Source organism: Marinobacter sp. ELB17 (genome assembly GCF_000169375.1).
In the GTDB taxonomy this organism is placed as follows: domain Bacteria; phylum Pseudomonadota; class Gammaproteobacteria; order Pseudomonadales; family Oleiphilaceae; genus Marinobacter.
This window is the reverse complement of sequence record NZ_AAXY01000007.1, coordinates 1-23,776: the sequence shown is the minus strand read 5'-3', so window position 1 is coordinate 23,776 and position 23,776 is coordinate 1. Positions and strand designations below refer to the sequence as shown.

21 protein-coding genes are annotated in these 23,776 nt (G+C 55.9%); 7 read left to right on the top strand and 14 right to left on the bottom strand.

Translation table 11 applies throughout. The features are described 5' to 3' along the window. Positions 1-473 precede the first annotated feature (473 nt). From MELB17_RS10445 to dksA, 5 genes are all read right to left on the bottom strand, one after another. The gene (locus MELB17_RS10445) at positions 474-1,883 is read right to left on the bottom strand and encodes a sigma-54-dependent transcriptional regulator (RefSeq protein ID WP_007350201.1); all 1,410 of its coding nucleotides are present in this window, start codon (positions 1,881-1,883) and stop codon (positions 474-476) included. Positions 1,884-1,890: 7 nt separating this feature from the next. After that, the gene (locus MELB17_RS10440; protein ID WP_007350200.1) at positions 1,891-4,872 is read right to left on the bottom strand and encodes an ATP-binding protein; all 2,982 of its coding nucleotides are present in this window, start codon (positions 4,870-4,872) and stop codon (positions 1,891-1,893) included. Then, positions 4,862-5,038, bottom strand: a complete 177-nt coding sequence (locus MELB17_RS25075) for a hypothetical protein (protein WP_007350199.1) — start codon at positions 5,036-5,038, stop codon at positions 4,862-4,864. Before MELB17_RS25075 ends, MELB17_RS10440 begins: the two co-directional genes overlap by 11 nt. Before the next feature lie 72 nt (positions 5,039-5,110). Beyond that, positions 5,111-6,019, bottom strand: a complete 909-nt coding sequence (gene gluQRS / locus MELB17_RS10430; RefSeq protein ID WP_007350198.1) for a tRNA glutamyl-Q(34) synthetase GluQRS — start codon at positions 6,017-6,019, stop codon at positions 5,111-5,113. Between the two features lie 57 nt (positions 6,020-6,076). Next, positions 6,077-6,517 carry an RNA polymerase-binding protein DksA gene (gene dksA / locus MELB17_RS10425; protein WP_007350197.1) on the bottom strand — a complete coding sequence of 147 codons (441 nt, stop codon included), beginning with the start codon at positions 6,515-6,517 and terminating at the stop codon, positions 6,077-6,079. A gap of 185 nt (positions 6,518-6,702) precedes the next feature. Here dksA and sfsA point away from each other — a divergent pair, with 185 nt between their 5' ends. After that, a complete protein-coding gene (sfsA, locus tag MELB17_RS10420) occupies positions 6,703-7,434 on the top strand; it encodes a DNA/RNA nuclease SfsA (protein ID WP_007350196.1) in 732 nt (243 codons plus the stop codon). 42 nt (positions 7,435-7,476) lie between these two features. On the opposite strand, the gene MELB17_RS10415 is transcribed toward sfsA, so the two are convergent. Continuing rightward, the gene (locus MELB17_RS10415; protein WP_007350195.1) at positions 7,477-7,833 is read right to left on the bottom strand and encodes a pentapeptide repeat-containing protein; all 357 of its coding nucleotides are present in this window, start codon (positions 7,831-7,833) and stop codon (positions 7,477-7,479) included. A gap of 83 nt (positions 7,834-7,916) precedes the next feature. Continuing rightward, positions 7,917-9,494 carry an AAA family ATPase gene (locus MELB17_RS10410; protein ID WP_007350194.1) on the bottom strand — a complete coding sequence of 526 codons (1,578 nt, stop codon included), beginning with the start codon at positions 9,492-9,494 and terminating at the stop codon, positions 7,917-7,919. Between the two features lie 193 nt (positions 9,495-9,687). On the opposite strand from MELB17_RS10410, the gene mrcB reads away from it, so the two are divergent. Together mrcB and MELB17_RS10400 are read left to right on the top strand one after the other, a co-directional pair. Next, positions 9,688-12,018 (top strand): penicillin-binding protein 1B, encoded by a 2,331-nt coding sequence (gene mrcB / locus MELB17_RS10405; RefSeq protein ID WP_007350193.1) that lies wholly within the window; start codon positions 9,688-9,690, stop codon positions 12,016-12,018. Next, on the top strand, positions 12,015-12,599 hold the full coding sequence (locus MELB17_RS10400; RefSeq protein WP_007350192.1) for a tetratricopeptide repeat protein: 585 nt from the start codon (positions 12,015-12,017) through the stop codon (positions 12,597-12,599). Before mrcB ends, MELB17_RS10400 begins: the two co-directional genes overlap by 4 nt. A 99-nt stretch (positions 12,600-12,698) precedes the next feature. On the opposite strand, the gene hemL is transcribed toward MELB17_RS10400, so the two are convergent. The 5 genes from hemL to MELB17_RS10375 all read right to left on the bottom strand — a co-directional run bounded on the left by hemL (position 12,699) and on the right by MELB17_RS10375 (position 17,684). Beyond that, positions 12,699-13,979 (bottom strand): glutamate-1-semialdehyde 2,1-aminomutase, encoded by a 1,281-nt coding sequence (gene hemL, locus MELB17_RS10395; RefSeq protein ID WP_007350191.1) that lies wholly within the window; start codon positions 13,977-13,979, stop codon positions 12,699-12,701. Positions 13,980-13,992: 13 nt separating this feature from the next. After that, positions 13,993-14,655 carry a thiamine phosphate synthase gene (gene thiE / locus MELB17_RS10390; protein WP_007350190.1) on the bottom strand — a complete coding sequence of 221 codons (663 nt, stop codon included), beginning with the start codon at positions 14,653-14,655 and terminating at the stop codon, positions 13,993-13,995. Next, positions 14,643-15,404, bottom strand: coding sequence for a bifunctional hydroxymethylpyrimidine kinase/phosphomethylpyrimidine kinase (gene thiD / locus MELB17_RS10385; RefSeq protein WP_007350189.1), 762 nt, complete (start codon positions 15,402-15,404; stop codon positions 14,643-14,645). Before thiD ends, thiE begins: the two co-directional genes overlap by 13 nt. A 79-nt stretch (positions 15,405-15,483) precedes the next feature. Next, complete coding sequence (gene hemJ, locus MELB17_RS10380) at positions 15,484-15,906, bottom strand: protoporphyrinogen oxidase HemJ (RefSeq protein ID WP_007350188.1); 423 nt, start codon at positions 15,904-15,906, stop codon at positions 15,484-15,486. A gap of 2 nt (positions 15,907-15,908) precedes the next feature. After that, positions 15,909-17,684 carry a chloride channel protein gene (locus MELB17_RS10375; protein WP_050774923.1) on the bottom strand — a complete coding sequence of 592 codons (1,776 nt, stop codon included), beginning with the start codon at positions 17,682-17,684 and terminating at the stop codon, positions 15,909-15,911. 177 nt (positions 17,685-17,861) lie between these two features. Here MELB17_RS10375 and argC point away from each other — a divergent pair, with 177 nt between their 5' ends. The 3 genes from argC to erpA all read left to right on the top strand — a co-directional run bounded on the left by argC (position 17,862) and on the right by erpA (position 20,138). After that, a complete protein-coding gene (gene argC / locus MELB17_RS10370) occupies positions 17,862-18,899 on the top strand; it encodes an N-acetyl-gamma-glutamyl-phosphate reductase (protein ID WP_007350186.1) in 1,038 nt (345 codons plus the stop codon). Positions 18,900-18,944: 45 nt separating this feature from the next. Further along, positions 18,945-19,673, top strand: coding sequence for a DUF6776 family protein (locus MELB17_RS10365; RefSeq protein ID WP_036184427.1), 729 nt, complete (start codon positions 18,945-18,947; stop codon positions 19,671-19,673). A gap of 111 nt (positions 19,674-19,784) precedes the next feature. Beyond that, positions 19,785-20,138 carry an iron-sulfur cluster insertion protein ErpA gene (erpA, locus tag MELB17_RS10360; protein ID WP_007350184.1) on the top strand — a complete coding sequence of 118 codons (354 nt, stop codon included), beginning with the start codon at positions 19,785-19,787 and terminating at the stop codon, positions 20,136-20,138. A gap of 71 nt (positions 20,139-20,209) precedes the next feature. Here the strand turns inward: erpA and MELB17_RS10355 are convergent, their stop codons facing one another. Next, positions 20,210-21,307, bottom strand: a complete 1,098-nt coding sequence (locus MELB17_RS10355; protein WP_007350183.1) for an anhydro-N-acetylmuramic acid kinase — start codon at positions 21,305-21,307, stop codon at positions 20,210-20,212. A gap of 2 nt (positions 21,308-21,309) precedes the next feature. Next, complete coding sequence (locus MELB17_RS10350) at positions 21,310-22,752, bottom strand: OapA family protein (RefSeq protein ID WP_007350182.1); 1,443 nt, start codon at positions 22,750-22,752, stop codon at positions 21,310-21,312. 302 nt (positions 22,753-23,054) lie between these two features. Here MELB17_RS10350 and tyrS point away from each other — a divergent pair. Then, positions 23,055-23,776: tyrosine--tRNA ligase (gene tyrS, locus MELB17_RS10345; protein WP_007350181.1), on the top strand; the 722-nt coding region annotated here is incomplete at its 3' end.

The following is a 23,776-nucleotide window of genomic DNA, read 5'->3' as shown; positions in this document are numbered from 1 at the left end:
CCGTAAGCCCCAATATCAGGGTATTTCAAACAAACAGAAAGCTTTGAATACTTAGAGTGATCAAAAGCTTTATTCAAGCCTTGCGTATCGGCAGCGACGTCTAGCTCACGTTTCTTGTCTGCTTCAACAACCTTCACAAGCTAAGGGATCGCTAAAAAGCAAGGCATCCAAAACACTCAATTCGCTCGCACTCTATTATTATTTTTGTTGCTGAGCGCTTCTCGCAGCTATTTTTTGTTTTTGTTGGCACGCTGCATTGTCACATCTTGTTTTTGTTGTTGTGCCCTATATACAGAGCAGCCGCCGTGCCAGTTTTGTAAATTCTATTATAAACAGTCTCTTGGCGTTTTCGTGTGGGTAGGTGTTACCCCGTATTTGGGGAGAGTGTTACCGGTAGGTCATAAATGGCGGGGAAAGTGTTACCAGAGGAAACAGTCGGTAACACACAGCAGAATGATCGGCAGCGGCCGATGTCAGCTGCCAGACGTTTTTTTGCGCGGAATGCCAAGGCGCTGTCGCCTCTCCCATAAAGATTTACGACTGATACCCAGTTTTTGGGCCAATTCGGTTTCACTCATACGGTCCTGGTTCTCCAGTACGAAGTGTTGAAAGTAGTCTTCCAGCGACAGATCACCCTGGCTGCCTACACCTTGGACATGGGCTTGCTCGTTGTTACCGGCCACCAGGGTTTCGGGGATGTACTCGCTGTCTCCGTCGCCGTTCAGGTCCAGCAGTGCGGGGGTGATCAGTTCGGAGTCACATAAAATAGTGGCCCGCTCAATGGCATTTTCCAGTTCTCGCACGTTTCCTGGCCAGCGATGCCGCTCTATAGTGCGCATGGCGTCTGCGCTGAACTGCAAATCGGGTTTGCCCATTTTGGCACCTTGGCGCTTTAAAAAGCGCCGCGCCAGTATCAGAATGTCTCCCTGGCGATCGCGCAGAGGGGGAATACGCACCTGCATTACGTTCAGGCGATAGAACAAATCTTCACGGAATTCGCCGGTGCGGGTCATGGCTTTTAAATTGCGGTGGGTGGCTGCCAGCATGCGAACGTTAACTTTGATGCTTTGGGTAGAACCCACCTTACGGATTTCGCCTTCTTGCAAAACTCGCAGTAGCCGGGCTTGAGCTTCGGCGGGCAATTCGCCTATTTCGTCCAGAAACAGACTGCCGCCGTTGGCCGCCTCAATAAGCCCGGTGCGGGCGCTGACTGCGCCAGTGAACGCGCCTTTTTCGTGGCCGAACAGTTCTGACTCAATCAGGCTTTCGGGAATGGCGGCGCAGTTAACGGAAATCAGTGGAGCCGCCGCCCGCGGGCTCAGCAAGTGCAGGGCGCGGGCCGCCAGTTCTTTGCCGGTGCCGGACTCACCCTGGATAAGCACCGTGGTTTCGGTGGGTGCCACTTTGCGAATCAGGGTGAACACCCGCTGCATCGGTTCACATTGACCAAACATGAGACTGGCCGGGTCTGAATCTGCTGCTTGATGTGTTGTTTTAGCGGTCACGGCGCAGCTGTCATCAGCTGCCGCGAGCGTGGACTTGCGCGCCAGAATGGCGGCTACCGACGCCAGCATTTCGTCATGATCAAAAGGTTTGGCGATGTACTCCACGGCCCCCAGCTTCATCGAGTCAACGGCGGAGCGCAGGCTGGCGTAGCTGGTCATAATCAGCACCGGCGTTGCCGGCGCGCGTCGGATCATTTCGGTGCCCGGAGCACCGGGTAATCGCAAATCGGATATGATCAGATCGAAACTGCCGAGGTCATGCTCCTCGGCTTCTTCCACCGAACCGGCGTCGGTGACGTCGTAGCCGGCGTGGGTCAGCATCTTGCGGACTGCGGAGCGAATGATGTCTTCATCTTCAACAATCAGGATACGCGGCATATCTGTGCTAGGACCTTTGATTCTGGCTGTAGGCAGCGGGTGTGTCTTCGGGCTCGTAAGCAGGCAGCTTCAGACGAATGCAGGTGCCCGGGTTGCGGCTGTTTGCGGCGTTGAGCTGCACCGGACCCTTCGCCGGACTCTCCGCCTGAATGTTGCCATAGTGCTCTTCAACAATGCTGTAAACCAGTGCAAGACCAAGACCTGTGCCTTTATTGGTGGGTTTGGTGGTGTAAAATGGCTCGAAAATGTGGTCAAGCTTGTCGGCGGCGATACCGCTTCCCTGGTCGATGACTTCGATGATAGCTGAGTAGCCATCGGCCTCACCAATCACCCGCACTTCGCCGCCATCTGGCGAGGCGTCACGGGCGTTGGTCAGCAGGTTTACAAACACCTGCACCAGCCGCTGTTCATCTCCCAGAATGAGCAGTTCTGGCGGGCAGGCGTTGAGGTACGAAATGCCCAGCCCCTTGTCGCTCAACGACAATAAATTAATGGACTCCTGCACGCAGCGGCGTATTTGTACCGGTTCGTAACGGTTGGCGGGGGCGTGATTGCCGGAGCGGGCGAAATTCATCAGCGACTGCAGAATATTCGAGATGCGCCGGGTTTGCTGCTGAATCTGATCGGCGGTGTCGAGAATGTCCGGGTTATCGGTTTCCAGTCGCAGATTTTGCGCCAGCGAAGAAATACCAGTAACCGGGTTACCGATCTCGTGGGCGACACCGGCTGCCAGCCGGCCCACTGAGGCTAGCCGTTCGCTGTGCATCAGTTCGTCTTCCAGCAAGCGAATCTCGGTTTGGTCTTCCACCATAATAATGCTTCCGCTTTCGGCATGGTCGGGTCCGCTCAGGGCGGCTTTGTGCAAGTTCAGCCAGTGTGGCTGGCCACGCAGGTCCAGGCGGTGTTTGTAGCGGTGCACGTCCTCGCCCCGGTTAAAGTCGTCCAGAAGCTGGTGCCAGTGTGGCGGCAAGGTGGCCAGGCGTGCGCCAACCACTTCGTCGGCGCTGATGCCGGTCAGGCGCTCCATGGTCTGATTCCACATCAGGATTTCGCCATCTTCACCCACTGAACAGGCGGGTATGGGCAGATTTAATAGGGTCTGACGATAATGCCGGCGCAGGTTGTCTAGCTCACCGGCTAACCCGGTGAGCCGGTTCTGATAGTCGCCCAAGGCGCCTTCCACGTATCGAATATCTTGGGCTGCGCGCTGCATGGGTTTGAACCCCAAATGGCGCTTGACCATATCGCGGGCGATTTCCGGCCCCATCAGGCCCGACAGATTGGCTTCCACTTGGTCTCGCAGGCGCCTTAGCTGATAAGGACGGTACTCTACTTCGGGTAGTTTCAGTTGTAACAGTGCGCGTTCAACCTCGCGCTGGGCGCCATCTTGTCCCAGAGGATCGCTGAGCTGGCGTACAAAGTCTGCAGACGATGCTGCCAGCAATTCGCGCCGCTGCGGCCGCGACAAGGCTCCGAGCGAGCAGGCCTGGGCGGCGCTGCGTTCTTCACTGTTGCTGGAGCTAAGCACAGACACCACCACGAACATCACGACGTTGGCGCCCAGACTGAGGAACATAAAAAGATGCCAGTTACCGGCGGTCGACACTATCGGGCTGTCCAGCCACAACAGCAGGTTTGCAGCGCCGGAAAAGGGGAGCATCAGGGTGATCACCCAGATTGCCAGCCCGGTCAGCAGGCCGGCGATCAGGCCGCGGCGATTGCCTTCGGGCCAGAAGATGACTCCCAGGGCGCCGGGTAACAGCTGCAGGGTACCGGTGAGAGAGATTGCACCAAGAATCGACAGCTGCAGATTTTTGCCCAGGGTTTCATGAAACATCAGAGCCAGAAACAGGATCAGGGCAATCAGCAGCCGCTTGACCCATTGCAGCCAGCGGTAGATGTCGGCCTGATCTTTGGGCGTTTTCAACGGCAGTACAATGTGGTTCAGGGCCATGCCCGCAAGCGCCAGGGTGCTTACAATCATTAAACCACTGGCGGCAGAGAGGCCTGCAATGTACATCACCAGCGTTAACGCGGGGCTGCCCAAGGCTTGGCCAATACCAATGCTGTAGTAATTGGCCGCGGTGGTTACCCCAAGCTCCTGGCCGCCCCAAAGAATCAGCGGTATCGGCAGGCCCAGTAGCAACAAGTACAAGGGGAGGCCCCAACTGGCTTTGGCCAGCGACGCCGGAGACGGATTCTCACTGAAAATCATGTGGTACATGTGTGGCAGTACCAGTACCGACGCGAAAGACATCAGCATAACCGCCCGCCAACTGGCGTCGTCGATACTCATAGCCATGTCAACGACGGGTGCTTGGTTTTGGTCCAGCCAGAGCTGAAGAGCATCGGGGCCGCCGAACACACCAAACAGAATGATGCCGCCTAATAGTAACAGTGCCAGCAGCTTGACCAGCGAGTCAAAGGCGATGGCAACCACCAGCCCGCGGTGGTTGCTGGCGTGGGCGCTGCGGCGGGTGCCAAACAAAATGGCGAACAGCACCACGGTTGCGCTGAACAGAGCGCTAATAAGGTTAGGCGACACATCGGGGGCAAGAATGCTGGCAGAACTGGTGACGGCCTGAATTTGCATGCTCAACAGAGCCAGAATGGCTGCGCCAGAACACAGCGTGACCAAAGTGCCCGCCCATTGACTGCGGTAACGATAGGCAAAAAGGTCAGCCAACGAGGTTAGCTGATATGCCCGCCCGATACGCATATACGGATTCAGTAGCACCGGCGCCAACAAAAATGCACCGCTTATGCCCACATAATAGGCAAGAAAGCCGTAACCGGTTTCCGCCGCCGCACCAACCGATGCATACACCGACCAAATGCCGGCGTACACGCCCAAGCTAAGCACATAAATGAGCGGGTGGCGCACCAGCTTGCGTGGCAGCAAGCCGCGCTCTGATATCCAGGCAATGCCGAACAGCAAACTCAGGTAGGCAACGCTGACCAGCAGCAGGCCGGCAGCACTAAAATTCATTGGGATCACGCCGCCATTCCAACCATACGCCAATGGCAATCAGTCCGGCCCAGATCAGATACGGGCTGTACCAGGCATTGCCGGACGACATCCACCAGTCGAGGATGTTGGGAGAGAAGACGTAAATCGCCAGGACCAGCAAAAAAACCAGACGATAGATATACATCTAGAGTAACCGTGCCGCAGTGGATTCATGGCTTTATAGCACGATCGCGGCGCTGCTGTCAGAAATGGCGGGCTACCAGTGCTGGGCGGTTGGCACAGGAATCGCGCTGCGCTGCCAGTGGGCGTGGGCCCAGGCAAGAACGGTGGAGGGTGGTTGCTGGGCCAGTTGCGCTGGCGGTTGCTGCCCTAAAGCGTTCAGCGCGGCCAGTAGATTTGCGCTGGCATTGGCGTCGTCCAGCGCCGGGGCGTGGTTCTGTTTGCTCAGCTTTTGGCCTTGCTGGTTGCGTATCACAGGAATGTGCAAAAATTGTGGCACGACGGCACCCAGCGCCTGAAACATCTGGTGCTGGGCGGCGGTCATGGTGCGCAGGTCTGAACCGCGCACTACGTGGCTGATGGCTTGATCGATATCGTCAACCACTACTGCCAATTGATAAGCGTAGAAGCCTTCTTTACGCAGTATTACCGGGTCGTCTGTTTCTGCCTGCAGGCTCTGTTGCTGTTCACCCAGCAGCTGGTCGGTCCAGCGGCAGCGTTGGCTGCGCAAAGCAAAGCGCAGGGCGAAGTCGCCGGGCGGCCAGGGGTGTTCGTTGGACACACTTGGGTTGAGGTAATGGTTGCGGCAATGGTTGGGGTGTTGACCCTGGTTGGCCTTCAGCTGTTTGCGTGAGCAGCGGCAAAAGTAGGCGTGCCCTGTTTCCATCAGGGTTTCAGCAGCGGCGCGGTAAGCGCTATGGCGTTGGGATTGGTAGCGCACAGGTTCATCGCCAATCAGGCCGTGAGCGCTCAGGCTGTGGAGTATTCGGGGTGTCGCATCTACTGGTTGGCGTAATGGGTCCAGATCTTCAATGCGCACCAGCCATTGGCCCTGGCGGTGCTTTGCCTCCAGGTAGCTGGCCAACGCGCTCACCAGTGAGCCGAAGTGCAGCGGGCCGGTGGGCGATGGAGCGAAGCGGCCGCGGTAGGAAACGTTAGGCGTCATGGTAAATTACGCCGGTGCAATAGCAGCCGGCGCGGTTTTGACAGGTTGGTAGACAGGTCAGATGCCGGTCTGGCGCTCGCGGATTTCCGCCAGGGTTTTGCAATCAATGCACAGTGTGGCAGTGGGCCGGGCTTCAAGCCGGCGGGCGCCTATTTCTACACCGCACTGGTCGCAGAAGCCGTAATCGTCTTTGTCGATGCGATCAACGGTTTTGTCGATCTTCTTAATCAGTTTGCGCTCGCGGTCACGGGTGCGCAGTTCCAAGCTGAACTCTTCCTCTTGGGTAGCTCTGTCGCTGGGGTCTGCGTAGTTGGCAGCATCTTCCTGCATGTGGTGCATGGTGCGATCCACTTCTTCCATCAGCTCTTGCTTCCACTTCAGTAGCAGGCCTTTGAAGTGTTCAAGCATGTCCGCGCTCATGTATTCTTCACCTTTTTTCATTTCGTAAGGAGTGAAGTTGGTGAAGTTTTCGCTTGAATTGGCTGTTTTATTGGTCATTGAAACCGGCCTCTTGTGAGTACTGCTACAAGAACGCTTTGCTTCCTTTCGCGTCAGCCCCCGTGGCTGTGCGGTATAAAACCTGGATTATAAAGCATTCGCACTAAAACGGGATTTGGCGGAAAATAGCAGATAAGTTGCGGAGGTGCCAGCTTTGCTGCAATACATATGACTTAGAGGTATGCATGAAGTTTGAACAACCGTTACTGGAGGGGCGGCTTAATCGCCGCTACAAACGCTTTTTGGCCGATGTGCGACTGGCCGATGGCAGCGAAGTGACCGCACATTGCCCGAACACCGGCAGCATGCTGGGCTGTCAACCGGCGGATGGAAGGGTGTGGCTGAGCCGCAGCGATAACCCTGCGCGCAAGTTGCCGTATACCTGGGAACTTGTTGAAACGGTTCCTGGCACCCTGGCCTGTATAAATACGGCAAGACCGAACTCCCAGGCCCGCGAGGCGATTGAAGCGGGCCGTATCAGTGAGCTGACTGGATATAGCCATTGCCGCCCAGAAGTAAAATATGGCGAAGAAAAAAGCCGAATTGATCTGTTGCTTTCCGGGCATGAAGCGAAGCCGGATGCCTGGGTGGAAGTGAAAAACGTAACGCTTGAGGACAACGGCCAGGGCTTTTTTCCAGACGCCGTGACAACCCGCGGGCAAAAGCACTTGCGAGAGCTTATGGCTCAGGTTGCGCTGGGTGATCGTGCGGTGCTGTTTTTTGTGGTGAATCACACGGCTATCGAAACGGTGCGGCCGGCAGATCACATAGACCAGCATTACGGCCAGCTGCTGCGACAAGCCCGTGATGCAGGCGTAGAGATCATGGCCTACCGGGCAAACCTGGCCAACGATGACGGCAGCCCGTCCGGCGAGATGAATCTAACCGAACCGGTGCCGGTTATTCTCGAAGTCTGATGTCCGGTTCAGTTCAACAGTCCAGCTTCATTTGCCTGTTTGTCACGTGCCTGTGCTGTACCGCATTCGCGTGCCGTGGTTCAGAGACATCAAGATCTCATCGGCTTGAAGCCGGTCAGGAAAGAAGCTACCGGAAATCTTGGCACCCGCAATACTGGCTCCTTCCAGGTTTGAGTGACTGAAATCTATACCCCTCAGGTCCGCGCCTCGAAAATAGGCGTGGCTCATGTCGAGCCCTGTGGCATCCATGCCACGCAAATCCAGCCCTCTGAAATCCCCATGAGAAAAACTGGGCAGGTCGCCCCGGGTTAATTTTTTGGCATTGAAGGCGCTAATATCCTCCGTGCGAAGCGTTTCGTAGAGCGGGTCTTTAATATGATGCACGGCGTCGGTTTGCATGATGTTTCCTTATAGCGTTCTGTTCCGGTTCTATAACGAGCATCGTTCATCCAGTCCGTTTTGGCCCTGGTAGCTCCAGGAACTTACCTGGGGAGAAGCCCAAAATGCTGTCGAATTCGGTCTGCAACGGCTTCTGCCACATGTTCCTGATCGGTACGAAGATGGGCGGTATAGATTTTTTCTTCAGCTGTCAGAGGTTCAAACCAGTCTTTCTGGGCATCCAGCAATTCTTCTGTGGCTTCCGAGGCGTCGCCTTTGCGTTTGCGTACCCATTCTTTTCGCAGCCCCTCTGGTGCTTCGCAGTGAATCAGCGCAAAGGGCACTCCCTGGCTTTCCGCAACAGCGGCAAACAGCGCGCGCTCCTGTTCTTTCAGACAGGCAGTGTCGGCTATAACCGGGAAGCCCGCAGCAAGCAGGCTGCTGGCAAGCTTCGCCAAGCGTTCATAAGTCTTTGTGTTGGCTTCGACGGAGTACAGGTTGCCCCCGGTAGGCGACTGACTGCCGTCCAGCGGCGCCAGCCCATGCAGACGTTTGCGTTCAACGTCCGATCGCAGCCGAATAAGACCCAGTTCGCCAGCCAAAGCGGCACTGACACAGGTTTTGCCACTTGCGGATAAGCCGACGGTGGCAATAAAGTAGCGGTTAGGAATGCTGCTGTAATCTTCTGCAAGCTGAGCGTAAGCGTTATAACGCTGCATCAGCTCTTCTTTTTCACTGTCGCCCAAGGACGGATTACCCATAGTGAACAGCGCAATTTTCGCTCGCACTATTGCCCGGTAAGCCTTGTAAAGCGGCAGCAGAGGCAGCGCCTCAAAATCATCGCGATATTCCAGGTAGGTGTTCAACACCAAGTTGGCTTTGGCGGTTTCGCCCCGGGATTCCAGGTCCATCAGCAGGAATGCTAGATCGTTAATAACGTCAATCCAGCGGAACGGCTCGTTGAACTCGATGCAGTCGAACACCGTTACCTGATCGTTATACAGAGTGATGTTCGCCAGATGCAGATCGCCATGGCATTCACGCACCAGGCCTTGTTGGTGGCGTGCAGCAATCAGTGGCTGATGGCGCTCGAAGGTGGTGCGGGTCCAGATTTCCAGATTGTCCAGCTGTGCAAGCTGGCTGGCATCGCTCAGCAGCGGCCGAATCTGGTCGAAATTCTCCTGCATGGCGGCGTAGACCGCGTCGGGGGCTCCCAGCGGGCTGGAGGGATCAACCGGCGGCAGGCTGTCGTGAAACTTCGCTGCTTGTTGGGCCAGTGTCGCCAGGCGGCCCGGCTCCAGTTCGCCCCGTTCCTGCTGGCGATCGAACAAATCGTCCTGGCGGAACTGGCGCATTTTCAAAACGTACTCAAAGGCTTCCCCGCTGCCACCCAACACCGGATTTTGTGGCGTGCCGGTAATGGGGATAACTTGCAGATACAAAGGCGCTGCCAGGCGCCGGTTCAGCCGCAGCTCTTCTTCGCAGAAATGCTTGCGCTGCGGCAAGGTGGAAAAGTCGAGGAAGCCAAAATTCATCGGCTTCTTGATTTTGTAGGCAAACTCACCGGTCAGAAGAACCTGGGAAATGTGAGTTTCGATAACCTGAAACTGGTGAACCGGATGGTCGTACAAAGCCGGATTTTGTAAAGCTTGAACCAGTGTGTTCGCAGGCGAATCGCTCAAAGTGTTTTCCTCGTGTTGCTTGAACCCATTAATTGTCTATGTGACATCATAATGGCTAGATTACGGAAATAACACACAACTGGCCTGCTGCGAAGGCTAGTGTATTGTCTGGCTAATTCGCAAGTCCCCCAGAAGGTCAGTAGGCTTACCAATTAGTCACACCAGACATCAGAGCGTTCGTTATACTGCCGCCATGAAAAATACCGATAAGACCCGCAAGCCCGGTCGCAAAAAACCGGCTCCCCGTAAACAGCTCGCCGCCGTACAGTCCCGCCGCAAGGGTTTCTGGCGTATTTTACTGCGTCTGGCACTGCTTGGCCTGTTCTTGCTGGCGGGCTGGATGGTGTATCTGGATGCGCAGGTCACATCGCGCTTTGAGGGTCGCCGCTTCGAGGTGCCATCGCGGGTTTATGCCCGGCCGCTGGAACTTTACAGCGGTGCTCCGGTAAGTGCCGCTGCGCTAGAGCAGGAGTTGGCACTGGCGGGCTTCCACAAAGGCGATGGTTCACGCTCGGGCAGTTATCAGCGCAGCGGCGGGCGCTTTCTGATCAGCAGTCGCGGCTTTGATTTCCCAGATGGCAAAGAGCCGCGGCGGCACTTGGCTCTGAGTATAGCGGGTGACCAGGTTCAGAACTTACAGGTTGTTAAAGGCCCGGATAGCGCGATTGTGCGTCTGGAACCGGCGCAGATTGGTGGTATTTATCCGGCGCATCAAGAAGACCGAATTTTAGTACAGCTGGATAAATTGCCAGAGTTGCTGCCGGCTGCGCTGATGGCGGTGGAAGACCGCCGTTTTTATGACCACCACGGTATTGCGCCGCTGTCGATTGCCCGCGCCATGCTGGCAAACGTTCGTGCAGGCGGTATTGTTCAGGGTGGTAGTACGCTCACCCAGCAGCTGGTGAAAAACTTTTTTCTGACCCGCGAGCAAACCCTGCTGCGCAAGGGTAACGAGGCTTTGATGTCGATTCTGCTGGAACTGCACTACAGCAAGAGCGACATTCTGGAGACCTATCTTAACGAGGTGTATCTGGGCCAGGCGGGGACACGCAGCATTCACGGTTTTGGTCTGGCCAGCCAGTTCTATTTTGCCGAGGCATTAGAGGATTTGCTGCCCCACCAATTGGCGCTGCTGGTTGGCATGGTCAAGGGGCCCAGTTATTACAACCCTCGTCGCCATCCGCAACGTGCCACGGCAAGGCGCAACCTGGTGCTGGACCAAATGCAGCAGGCAGGCCTGTTGGGTGAAGCCGACGCGCAGCGTGCACGGTCTTTGCCTTTGGGCGTGAGTGACAAAGCTTCTTTTTCACAGAATCGCTATCCGGCTTATATCGACCTGGTTCGCCGCCACCTGGCGCGGGATTACAAAGAAGAGGACTTACGCAGCGAAGGCCTGCGAGTTTTCACAACCCTTAACCCTGCTATGCAAGTGGCTGCTGAGAAGGCTGTAACGGAAACGCTGGCACGCTTGGGCGACAAAGCGCTGGAGTCGGCGTTGGTGGTGACGGCGAAAGACAGCGGCGAAGTGCTGGCTCTGGTCGGCGGGCGTGACCCGCGTTACGCCGGTTTTAATCGAGCACTGGATGCCAGCCGCCAGATTGGTTCATTGGTGAAGCCCTTTGTGTACCTGGCCGCGTTGTCGCAGCCGCAGCGTTACACGCTGATTACGCCGTTGCAGGACACACGCTTCACCCTGAAATTCGAGAATGGCACGGTATGGCAGCCAAAAAACTACGACGGTCTGGAACGGGGCGAAGTACCCTTGCATCAGGCGTTGTCTAAATCCTATAACCTGCCGGTGGTTCGGGTGGGTCTGGACATTGGGTTGGCCGAGGTGAAATCCACGCTGCAGGCGTTTGGCACCGACTCGGCTATTTCTGACTATCCGTCTATGCTGTTGGGCGCTGTAGCGATGACGCCGGTGAATGTGGCGCAGATATACCAGGGCCTGGCGACGTCAGGGTTTAACACCCCCCTACGCACCATTCGAGAAGTGACCGAGGCGGGCGGCGAACCGCTTAGTCGCTACAGTTTGCAGGTGAACCAGGTGGCCGACCCGGCCGCAGTGCATCTGCTGCAATACGCTATGCAGGAAACCATGCAAGAGGGCACGGGCCGCTCGGCCTATAACACTGTACCCCGCGCTTTGGCGTTGGCCGGTAAGACAGGCACCACTGATGACGGCCGCGATGCATGGTTCGCCGGCTTTAGCGGCGACTTGCTGGCGGTCGTCTGGGTAGGGCGAGACGACAACGGCGCTACCCCGTTAACTGGGGCCAGTGGAGCCTTGCCGGTGTGGTCGAAGTTTATGGCTCAGGTGCCGCAAAACAGTTTCACGCCGGTATTACCCGACGGCGTGCAATACCATTGGGTAAATGTACAACAGCAGGCGTTAACCGATGAACAATGCGAGAATGCGCGCCTAATGCCGTTTATCATCGGCAGCGAGCCAAAGCAGACAATCACCTGTGCTGGCGCTCTGCCACAAAAAATCCGTGGTTGGTTTGAAGGATTGTTTCAATGATGAGAGTGCAGATGAGAGCACAAGTGTTTCGCAGCGCAGTTGTTTGTGCCGTTTTGTTACTGGCGGGCTGTGCCAGCGGACCAGGTGATGGTATTTACGTGCCTGCCGGAGAGCGTCCGCAGGCGCCCAAACCGCCACTGACCGACGGCGCCGCCAAGCCAGCCGATGAACCGCAGGTATGGCGCAAAAGCGAACAGCCGCCTGAACAAAAAGCACAACAGCAAACAGGCGTGCCCGGGTACCGCGAATCCGGTGATCAGATGCCTGCTGCGGCAGCGGGCCTGGTAAAAGAGGCCGATACCCTGATGGCGCAGGGTAATGGGGCTGCGGCGATTACCCGCCTGGAACGGGCGCAGCGCATTGCACCGAGGTCTGCGGCGGTGTATTTCAAACTGTCCGAAGCTTACGTGATGACAGGCCAGCTTGGCAGCGCTGAACAGTTTACCCTTAAGGGGCTGTCGCTGGCGGGGCGTGATGAGCGCCTGCAGCGTTCAGGCTGGTTACTGTTGGCCGATATTCGCAGAGCTCGGGGCAATGTGGCTGGTGCGCGGCAGGCCGAAAGCCGCGCCGCGCGGCTGTAATTCAGGCAAAATGGTCGCCCAAAAAAGAACTGCGGGCAGCAAAAAGGCCATGGCGTTTAGCCGTGGCCTTTTTGCTTGGGGCAACGTTGTCACAACATTTTAAAGCGTTGCAAATACTTTGCGTGCTGCGTTCAGAGTGAACTCGATGTTCTCATCGGAAATGGCGGCGCTGGTAAAGCCGGCTTCAAAAGCCGACGGCGCCAGGTAAATGCCTTCGGCCAGCATGCCCTGAAAAAACTTCTTGAAGCGTTCGATATCGCACTCCATCACTTGGTCAAAGCGAGTGACGGACGATTCTTTGCTGAAGAAGAAACCGAACATGGCACCGGCACCTTGTACCGCCAGCGGAATACCCGCCTCGTCGGCTGCTGCCTTCAGGCCAGCGCAGATTTTTTCAGTCTTAAGGGTCAGTGCGTCGTGAAATCCAGGTTCGGAAATCGCGTTCAGTGTGGCCAGGCCAGCGGTCATCGCCAGCGGATTACCGCTCAAAGTGCCCGCTTGGTAAACCGGGCCCAAAGGCGCAATGTGTTCCATGATTTCGCGTTTGCCGCCGAAAGCACCTACCGGTAAGCCGCCACCGATCACTTTGCCCAGCGCCGTCAGGTCTGGGGTTACGCCGAACAAACCCTGGGCGCCGCCCAGTGACACCCGGAAACCGGTCATCACTTCGTCAAAGATCAACACTGTGCCGTATTCGTCGCAGATCTCGCGCAGGCCTTCCAGAAACCCCGGAACCGGTGGAATGCAGTTCATGTTGCCGGCTACCGGCTCTACAATAATGGCCGCGATCTCGTTGCCCATGGCGCGGAAGGTTTCGCGCACGTCATCAATATCGTTGAAGTTCAGGGTCAGGGTGAGTTCGGCCAGGCAAGCGGGTACACCAGGAGAATTAGGCACGCCAAGGGTCAGCGCGCCGGAACCGGCTTTCACTAGCAGTGAATCAACGTGGCCGTGGTAGCAACCCTCAAATTTGACCACTTTGTCGCGGCCTGTGTAGCCGCGGGCCAGGCGCAGCGCGCTCATAGTGGCTTCGGTGCCGGAGTTCACCATGCGCACCAGTTCGATGGACGGCACCAGTTCGCACACTTTCTTGGCCATCTCGGTTTCGATGGCGGTTGGTGCGCCGTATCCCACGCCCAGATCAATCTGAGCGTGCAGGGCGGCTCTGATACGAGGGTCAGAGTGGCCAACAATCATTGGCCCCCAAGAGCCGATGTAATCAATGTAACGACGATCATCTTCATCATAAAGGTACGCGCCCTGGGCACGCTTGAAAAAAATAGGCGTACCGCCAACACCGCGAAAAGCCCGTACCGGGGAGTTAACTCCACCAGGAATGTATTTCTGGGCCTGTTCGAACAGGGTTTCGGAGTGCGTCATGTCTGGGCTCCTGTTAAATGCTTTGAAAAAATTGAGAACGATGTTGGACAAACAGCCGGCTAAATTCGCGGGCGCGTTTTGCAGTGGCATCCATGTCGGTGCTGAAAAGCCCACCGGCTACCGCCAGCAAATCGGCGCCAGCCTGAATCAAGGGTTCGGCGTTGCCCAGGGTAATGCCGCCAATGGCGGTCACCGGGAGCTTGAACTGTTTGGCCAGTCCCAGTACCTGTGTGTCGGCCGCAGAAGCGTTGGGTTTTGTGGTTGATGGATAAAACCGGCCAAATGCCAGATAATTTGCACCTTGCTCGCAGGCGGCTTGCGCCAACGCTAAGTCGGCGTGGCAGGTAATGCCAATAATGGCCTGTTCACCGAGCAGGCGCCGAGCGTCGGCCAAGGCGGTATCGCCTTGGCCCAGATGCACGCCGGCTGCTTGCACCCGCAAGGCCAGCTCGATGTTGTCATTAATCAGTAGCGGTACACCTGCATTGCTGCAGGCGGATTGCAGAGCGCTGGCCTGGCGCAGCTGTTCTGCTGCCGGCAAGTGTTTTTCACGGTATTGGACCAGTACTGCGCCACCTTCCAGGGCGGCTTCTACCGCCGCTATAAGTGTATCACCAGGGGTTAAGTGGCCGTCGGTAATGGCATACAGACCGGGTTTCAGCGTTAATGTTCCCATAGAATCCCCCGATCGGGGACAGGTTGCCCCTCACCCACTTTCAGCGCCTGAACGATGGCACGATGCACGTAGTTCTGCGCTTGCGCGATAGCAGCGCGCTGCGACAGGCCGCAGGCACGGCCTGCGGCAATAGAGGATGCCAGCGTGCAACCGGTACCGTGATATTCGCCACCAATACGTTCGATATGCCAACGCTGGGGCTCGGCATCACGGCGGTACAGCACATTGATGATGGCTTCGCCGGTGCCGTGGCCACCTGTGGCCAACACGTCACCGCAGCCAGCCAGCTGGAGTTTCGCGGCGGCTTTTTGCGGATCAGGTTCGCCGGTCAGCAATTCCAGTTCCACACCGTTGGGCGTGATCATTTCCGCCAGGGGGAACAGCCGCGTCAGCATGGCGTTAATGAGTTCCGAGTCTGCCAGATCACCGCCGCCGGCGGCTTTAATTACAGGGTCTACAATCAACGGTATGTGCGGGCGTTTGCGGACAAATTCTACCAGCACGTCCACCACGTCAGCATTACCCAGGGCGCCGGTTTTTATGGCGTGAATAGGCGTGTCGCCAGCCAGGCATTCAAGTTGACGACGAATCAGATCGGCGTCAATCGGCTCCGCAGCATAAACGTTGCGGGTGTCTTGCACGGTCAGGCAAGTCAGCACTGGCAGCGGATGACAGCCCAGAGAGGTAACAGACTGAATGTCGGCTTGCACACCGGCACCACCGGAGGGGTCCAGCCCGGACAAAATCAATACTTGGGGACGGCTGCGGAGTTTGATGGCTCTCTCCTTGCGCTGAGATTGTTGTTGGGAATAACCGTGTAGTGGCGGCCTAGAATGGCCGTACAACCGCAAGAATAACCACTGCCAGCAGCACAAATACGGGCAATTCGTTAAACCAGCGGTAAAACACGTGGCCTCGGGTGTTGCGATCGTCGCGGAACACTTCGACCAAGTGGCCACAGTAAAAGTGATAAACGATCAACAGCGCCACGAATACGAGTTTGACGTGAAACCAGCCTTGGCTGAAGTAGCCAGACACGTTATAGCTGATCAGCCACACGCCAAAAAATACGGTGGCAACCATCGACGGCGTGGTAATCCCGCGATACAGCTTGCGCTCCATGATTTTGAAGCGTTCGCGGCCCGGTTCGTCTTCGCAGGCCGCGTGGTAAACAAATAGTCGCGGAAGGTAAAAAATGCCGGCAAACCAGCATACCATCGAAATTATGTGAAAAGCCTTAATCCAAAGCATGCTTAACTCCGCCGATATTGATAATAACTTTCGATATCTGATTTCAGCACAACGCCATGAATTCGCAGGATCATTGGCGCCACGTGGCGCTGAACATACAGAGCTTCTGCGCTGCTGTTATCAAATTCATACAATGCCTCTTCAAGCGTGGCCTGATATTGCACCGGCGCCAGATCGCGACGATTTGCCGGTATGTTCATCAGATCAATCTGCTCGGGCAGGGGCTGGTCTTCGGTTTTCAGCAGTTTTTCGCTGTCCTCCAGAAAACGTGCCAGATCTACCGCCGGCATCAGCGACGTTGGTCCGTTGCTGCCGTCAATCACTAGCCATTTGGGCTCGGATTTCAGAATCTTGCGGGCTTGCTCAGGCGTCAGCCTGCGCTGAATGCGGAGGATACTCTTATCCATGATGGCCGCCACCGATACCCGCCGCAACGCCTGAATGACCGGAGAGTTCTGATAGCTTAGGCCTTGAGACTTGAGAATGGTCAAAAATAGCGATTTACAGCCAAACGCTTCGCTGGTGACCAAGCTCGATGTGGTAATGATCAGCATTCCCGGCAGGATAATGTTGGGGTTACGGGTTAACTCCATCAAGGCCATCAGTGCCGCTAGCGGCGCCTGTAATACGGCGCCCATCATGGCGCCCATGCCCAACATGGCGTAAAAACCCACCGATGATGTTAGTTCCGGCGCGATTTTTGCGCCAATCAAACCCATGGCTCCGCCTAGGGTGGCGCCCATAAAGACCGTGGGGCCAATCACCCCGCTGGGCATTCCCAGGCCTATGGTTGTCGAGGTAATCAACAGCTTGGCCATCCCTGCGGCCAGCAACAGCCAGAACCCCAGATGACCGTGAATAGTATCATTAACAGTGTCGTAGCCAATGCCCATGGTCTGCGGAATCAGCAGAGCAAAGGGCACCATCAATAGCCCCGCCACACACAGGCGCAGCAGCACCGGACGTTGGTGAAAACGGCCCATCACATCCACCAGCTTGATAAAAAGCGCGGCTGCCACACCAATGATGACGGCGATCACCAGAATCCAGGGTATTTCCAGCAATGAATTCATGGTCAGCGCTGGCACGCTGAAGGCGGGCTCGGAGCTGTACACCACCTGATTCACTACGGCCGCGCTCACCGCGGCTAGAATAATAGGGGTGAAGCCAGCCATCGTGTATTCCATCATCACCACTTCCATCGCGAAGATTACCCCGGAAATGGGCGTGTTGAACGAGGCCGAGATGGCGGCCGCACAGCCGCAGGCAACCAGGGTACGAATGCTGTTGTTGGGTAGCCGCATCCATTGGCCCATCAGGCTCGAAAAAGCCGCGCCCAAATGCACCGCAGGGCCCTCGCGGCCCGCCGACTGGCCACTGACAACGGTCAGTACCCCGCACACAAACTGCACAATGGCGCTGCGCAGGGAAATGTACCCTTGATGATAATTCAGGCGTTCCATAACATGAACAATGCCGACTTTGCGGTCGTGAATCGCCAAGCGATGCAGCATTAACCCCAACGTTAGAGCGCCGGCAAGTGGCAGCAGTCCGCGAGTGATGATGTGTAGTTGCTCGAAAGATTCGAAACTATCGCCTGGCAAAAAGTAACCCAGCGGCCACTCGATCGCCTGTCGGAACAGCAGTATCACCACGCCGGTCACTAATCCGGACAGCAGTCCCAGCACGGCCAGTTGAGGTAGCGCGTCTGCCCCGGATAACCGGCGCCGGAAACTGGCTTTCATTTTCGCCATTAGCGGGCGTGCGGAACGGATCATAAGGGGTGCATGCAGGGCCTGGGCCGGTTGATGATTCTCATACCGGTACTAATCCGGCGCAGATTGTCTTTGGTATTGTAGCCACCCCTGTCAGGGCTGCAATAAGCGGTTGGCTTATCATGATAGAATAATGGCTAAAAATGCAATTTCAGGAAACAGACGAGTGGGAGCTTAAACGTGATTAAAGTAGGTATTGTAGGTGGCACCGGATACACCGGCGTGGAATTGTTGAGGGTTCTGGCCGTGCATCCCCAGGCACAAGTGCATTGCATTACCTCGCGTTCGGAAGCGGGTATGCCCGTTTCTGACCTTTACCCAAATCTGCGCGGCCACTTTGATCTGGCGTTTTCAGAACCCGATGTTGCTGTGCTTTGCCAATGTGATCTGGTGTTTTTTGCCACGCCACACGGTGTAGCCATGCGAATGGTGCCGGAGTTGATGGCAGCGGGTGTGCGCGTCGTGGATTTGTCGGCCGATTTCCGCTTGAAAAATTTGGACGTGTGGGCTAATTGGTATGGGATGCCTCACGAGAGTCCGGAGTGGGCGGAAAAGGCCGTTTACGGTCTGCCCGAAGTAGTGCGTAGTGAACTCCATGATGCCCAGCTGGTGGCTAACCCCGGTTGTTATCCTACTGCGGTGCAACTGGGTTTTCTGCCTTTGTTGGAAAACAGGCTGGTAGACAGCTCCCGCTTAATTGCCGACGCCAAATCGGGCTCCAGTGGTGCGGGCCGTCAGGCCAGCGTGGGTATGTTGCATGGCGAGGTTGGTGAAAGTTTCAAAGCCTATGGTGCCTCTGGCCATCGCCACCTGCCGGAAATTCGCCAAGGCTTGAGCCAGGCCGCAGGAACAGCGGTGGGCGTTACATTTGTGCCGCACTTGGTGCCGATGATTCGCGGTATAGAAGCAACGCTCTACGCTGAATTGCATAATGCAGGCGATTTTGACCGGCTGCAGGAGTTGTACGAAGAGCGTTATCGCGATGAGCCCTTTGTGGATGTAATGCCGTTTGGCAGTCACCCGGAAACCCGCAGTGTGCGCGGCGCAAATCACTGCCGCATGGCGTTGCACCGCCAGGAAAACAGCAACGTGATTATTGTTACCTCGGTGATTGATAATCTGGTGAAGGGTGCTGCCGGTCAGGCCGTACAGAATATGAACGTCATGTTTGGCCTGCCCGAAACCATGGGCCTGGAAGCGCCAGCCATGCTGCCATGAGAGCCGTAACAGCTGTAAATCGGGCTGCTGGCGCGGCGCTCAAGGGTGGTTAACTCCGCCCTTCAAACAATTAAACGTGCAGGTGTTGGCCGTCGCAGGTTGATGTTGGCGCTGGGTTGCGGGACGTTTTTGGCCGGCGGCTACTGGGCCGGTGTGCAGCACGGCACTGATAGTGAAGGTGCACGCTTGGGCCAGGTTGAAGTTGAGCGTGACCAGTTAGAAGCGTCTGCGACAGAACTGCGCAAACAGTATCAGGCAGCCCGGCAGCAACAAATAAGTTTGGAGCGTGGGCGGGCGATTGACGAGCAAGCGTTGACCCAGGCCCGGCAGAGCATTGTGGCGCTGGAAACCAGCAATGCCCAGTTGCGCTTGGATCTGGGTTTTTATAAAAAAATCATGGCTCCGGCAAGCGTGGCCAAAGGCTTGCAGATTGACCGCCTGAGTATTGATAAAAACCCCGAGGGCGGTTTCGATTTTCGGCTGGTGGTGACCCAGGTTGGCAACAATAAGCTCTATCAGTCGGGTGTGGTAGCCGTGAATCTGTTGGGCCAGTCTGGTGATAGTGCAGAGGCAATCCCGCTACGTGATGTATCGCCACAGATTGATGATGTGGGTATCAAGTTCCGCTTTCGCTATTTCCAGGACATTAACGGCTCACTCACATTACCCGATGGGTTTGAGCCTCTGGAGGTGCAAGTAGTAGCGCAGCCGAAAGGTAACGAAACCGTGCAGGCCAAGCGTACTTTTCTATGGAGCAAACTGGTGGCAAATTAGCCCGTGGGCAGAGGCGTCGCGCTGCGCAATGTTTGCGCTCTGGTAATAGTTGATTGTTTTAGTCAGGAATACGATAATCATTAAAATTCAGCCAACATTCCGGAGGGGAACTTGAGCGTAGTTCAGCAACAGGTATCAGCCCCGCTGTTTTTCAGTGACAGTGCGGCGGCCAAAGCCAAAGAGCTTATTGATGAAGAAGGCAACGCCGACCTCAAGTTGCGGGTGTATGTAACCGGTGGGGGGTGTTCTGGCTTTCAGTACGGGTTTTCATTCGATGACGCCCAAGACGATGAAGACACAATTATCGAGCGCGACGGCGTGAAACTACTGGTAGACCCGATGAGTTATCAGTACTTGGTAGGTTCTACAGTCGATTATCTGGAAGGTCTACAGGGATCACAATTTGTGGTGAACAACCCCAACGCCAGCTCCACTTGCGGCTGCGGCAGTTCCTTCTCCATCTAAATCTAACGAGCTGTTGGCGTTGTCTACTGGCTGCCGGCATTGCGTGATGAACTGTCGGAACTCGGCATTCATCAGGCCGGGTAGATGGCCCCCAACACTCTCGGCCCGCTGGCGCCGGTCACTTCTGGTAGATTGCCACTCAGTCCCAGAACGGTGCGGCGAGCCAACCAGGCAAATCCTGCGGGTTCCACCCATTGCGGGTCGAGCCCCAGTTCCTCAGTGCTACACACAGCTGCCGGGCTAAGCGCCCGAGCAAGTTCGCGCATCAACACGGGGTTCAGCGCCCCGCCGCCACACACATACACTGTAAACGCCGTCGATTGTGGCATCTGCCGAGCAATACTGACCACCGTAAGCTGTAGTAGTGTGCGCTGCACATCGGAAGCACGTAAGTCTGGGTAACGCTGCAGCCGAGTTTTTATCCAGCCTAGATTAAAGCGTTCTTTGCCGGTACTTTTTGGTGCCGGGCTTGCAAAGTAGGCGTCAGTAAAAAAATCACCAAGCAACGCCTCGTTGACAATACCTTCTTCGGCCAAGCGGCCGTCACAGTCAAAATGACGGCCAGTCTGGTCGGCACACCAGGCATCTAACAGGGCATTGGCCGGGCCTGTATCAAACCCGTAAACGCTTCCTGTTCCGGCTCTCGGTAGCCAGGTAATATTAGCAATGCCGCCCAAATTGATGATGCAGCGATCTTCCTCTACGCTGCTGAAAAATGACTGGTGAAACAGTGGCATCAGCGGCGCGCCTTGCCCTCCAGCGGCCATGTCGCGGCGACGAAAATCGGCAACGGTCGCGACTCCGGTGTACTCGGCGATAATGCTTGGGTTAGCAATTTGCAGGGAAAATGGCGCGCTGCCGCTAGGCTGGTGGCGTATTGTTTGGCCATGGCTGCCCACCGCGCCAATACTCTCTACAGGTATGCCGGATTGCTGAATAACGGTGTTGGCAGCCTTGGCAAACAACTGGCCCGTCAGTGTATCCAGCTCACCCAACTCGTCGGGTGTTGCGTGATTCTGGGCGGCCAGTTCTAGCCTGGATCGAAGTTCGGCGGGGTAGGCCAAGGTGTGGCGGGCGTGAAATTCTATGGTGTTGGTTTCAAACGACACCAGCGCGGCGTCTATGCCGTCCATGCTGGTGCCTGACATCAGCCCTATCCAGGCGGTCATGTTTATTTCCCTGAAGCCAGAGTCAAAGGCTGTTTTTCGTTACCGCGCAAATCGTCTAGCTGTGCCAACTGTTGCTGAGTGAATTTCTTGAAGCGGGCCAGTTCGGTTTTTGGAATAGGCTTGGCGTCTGGCAACTTAACGGTGCGTGAGTTGCGCGGTGCACCGTTAACCCGAAATTCATAGTGCAAGTGCGGGCCTGTGACCATGCCGGAAGAGCCAACGTAACCGATGGTTTCACCTTGCTTAACTCGTCCGCCATTTTTGATGCCTTTGCCAAGTTTGCTCATGTGGGCATAAAGCGTTGTAATATTGTCGCCGTGTGACAACACAACCGTACGGCCGTAACCGCCTTTCCAGCCGGCAAATTTGATCCGCCCGTTGCCCACCGCTTTAATGGGTGTGCCGGGGGGGGCTGCATAGTCGGTGCCTTCGTGGGGCCTGACTACATCTAGCACTGGATGCCGACGCTGCAAATTAAAGGATGACGAAACCCGGGCGTTTAGCGGCACGCGCAAAAAGGCTTTGCGCATACTGCTGCCAGTGGGGCTGTAGTAATCGGTTTCACCCTGAGCGTCTGTGTACAACATGGCGATGTTGTCTTCGCCGCGATTAACGAAGTTCGCCGACAGGATGCGTCCACTGCCAAATTTCTCGCCGTCCAGATACAGGTCTTCGTAAACCACTTCAAAGCGATCGCCTTTGCGCACGTCGTATACAAAATCGATGTCCCAGCCAAAAATGCCGGCCATTTCCATGGTTAGCCGGTCGTCCATTCCTGCAGCACGGGCAGCCAGGTAAAGGGAGCCGTCGACGGTGCCACTAGCAAATGCCGTTTGCACCTCAGGCTCGCGAACAACCTTTTTGCCAATGAACCCGTCTTCACCTTGGGTAATGCTAAGGCTTTCCAATTTGCTTCGCTGCAGCTCGACCCCGGCAAGGGATCCTTCAGAATCTGTGGCAAAACGGAGGGTCTCGCCGGCGTAAAGGCGCTGCAGTTTCTTGGCTTCGCCTGTTCCATGAATAACCGACAGCATAATGCCATCATTAAAGCCGGCTTTTTTGAACAGAGACGACAAGGTGTCGCCCGAACGAACATCAAACGATTGCACGTCTATGGTCGGCTTGCCAGGGCTAGAGAGAAGGGCCTCCTCTGCTTCGGCTGTAAGTGCGGTCGAAGGCGTAACGGCAGTTATCAGGTTTGAATTTAGGTTGGTTGCGGTGCTTGATGCTTGGGTTGCTTTTGCTTGTGCCCCAGGCACTAACGATGCTGGTACCGCAGGAGGAGGAGTAACAACGGTAGTGGCTGCGCCCGATTCAAGATCAAGTGCGATGGACATACGCTTGGCTTCTACATCCGCACTCGGGCTCATCAGCATGGCAGTGGTAACAACAACGGTGGCCGCTGCTGCGATGGTAATGTGGGTCTTGGGGAATGTTTTGAACACGTATTTCACCCGTTTTAGTCGATATTTCGGCAGCTTGTGCCGCTGTATTAAATCTGATTTTAATAGTCTAGCTGATAGATTACCGTATAAGAATCATCGGCAACAGACGTCAACATTACAGTTGCGGTGTTTGTTGCGCGGATTTCTCGGAGCGCGATTGTTATAATGCGTCGCCACGACTACTCAGAGATGGTTAAAAAATGAACAATAGCATCTTAGCAAAGTCGCGGCGAATAGGCAGGGTTGTTATCGAACTCTGTGAACTGGAACTGTTTCAAGTCAAATTATAAGGTGGGGTGTTCATGGCATCGATTGATGAATCGCTAGCGCTGATCAAGCGTGGTATCGACGAGCTAATTCCCGAGGAGGAGCTAGTCGCCAAACTTAAAGAAGGGCGCCCGCTGCGTATTAAGGCTGGTTTTGATCCCACTGCGCCTGATCTTCATCTTGGCCACACGGTGCTTATTAACAAGCTGCGCCAGTTCCAAGATTTGGGTCACGAAGTCATTTTCCTGATCGGCGACTTCACCGGTATGATTGGCGACCCGTCGGGCAAGAGTGCTACCCGGCCGCCGCTAACCAGTGAGCAGGTAGCGGCTAATGCGGTTACCTATAAAGAGCAGGTGTTTAAAATTCTGGACCCTGCCAAAACCCGCGTTGCTTTTAATTCCGAATGGATGAGCAAAATGAGCGCCGCCGACATGATTGCTTTGGCGGGGCAGTACACGGTGGCTCGCATGCTCGAGCGCGACGATTTTGACAAGCGTTACACCGGTGGTCAGCCGATTGCGATACACGAATTTCTATACCCTCTCATTCAAGGATACGATTCGGTCGCCCTGAAGGCAGACGTTGAGCTGGGCGGCACCGATCAGAAGTTTAACCTGCTGATGGGGCGGGCGCTGCAGAAGAACTACGGTCAGAAGCCGCAAGTCATATTGACGGTGCCCATTCTTGAGGGTCTGGATGGGGTGCAGAAGATGTCCAAGTCGTTGGGCAACTATGTAGGTGTGAATGACGCGCC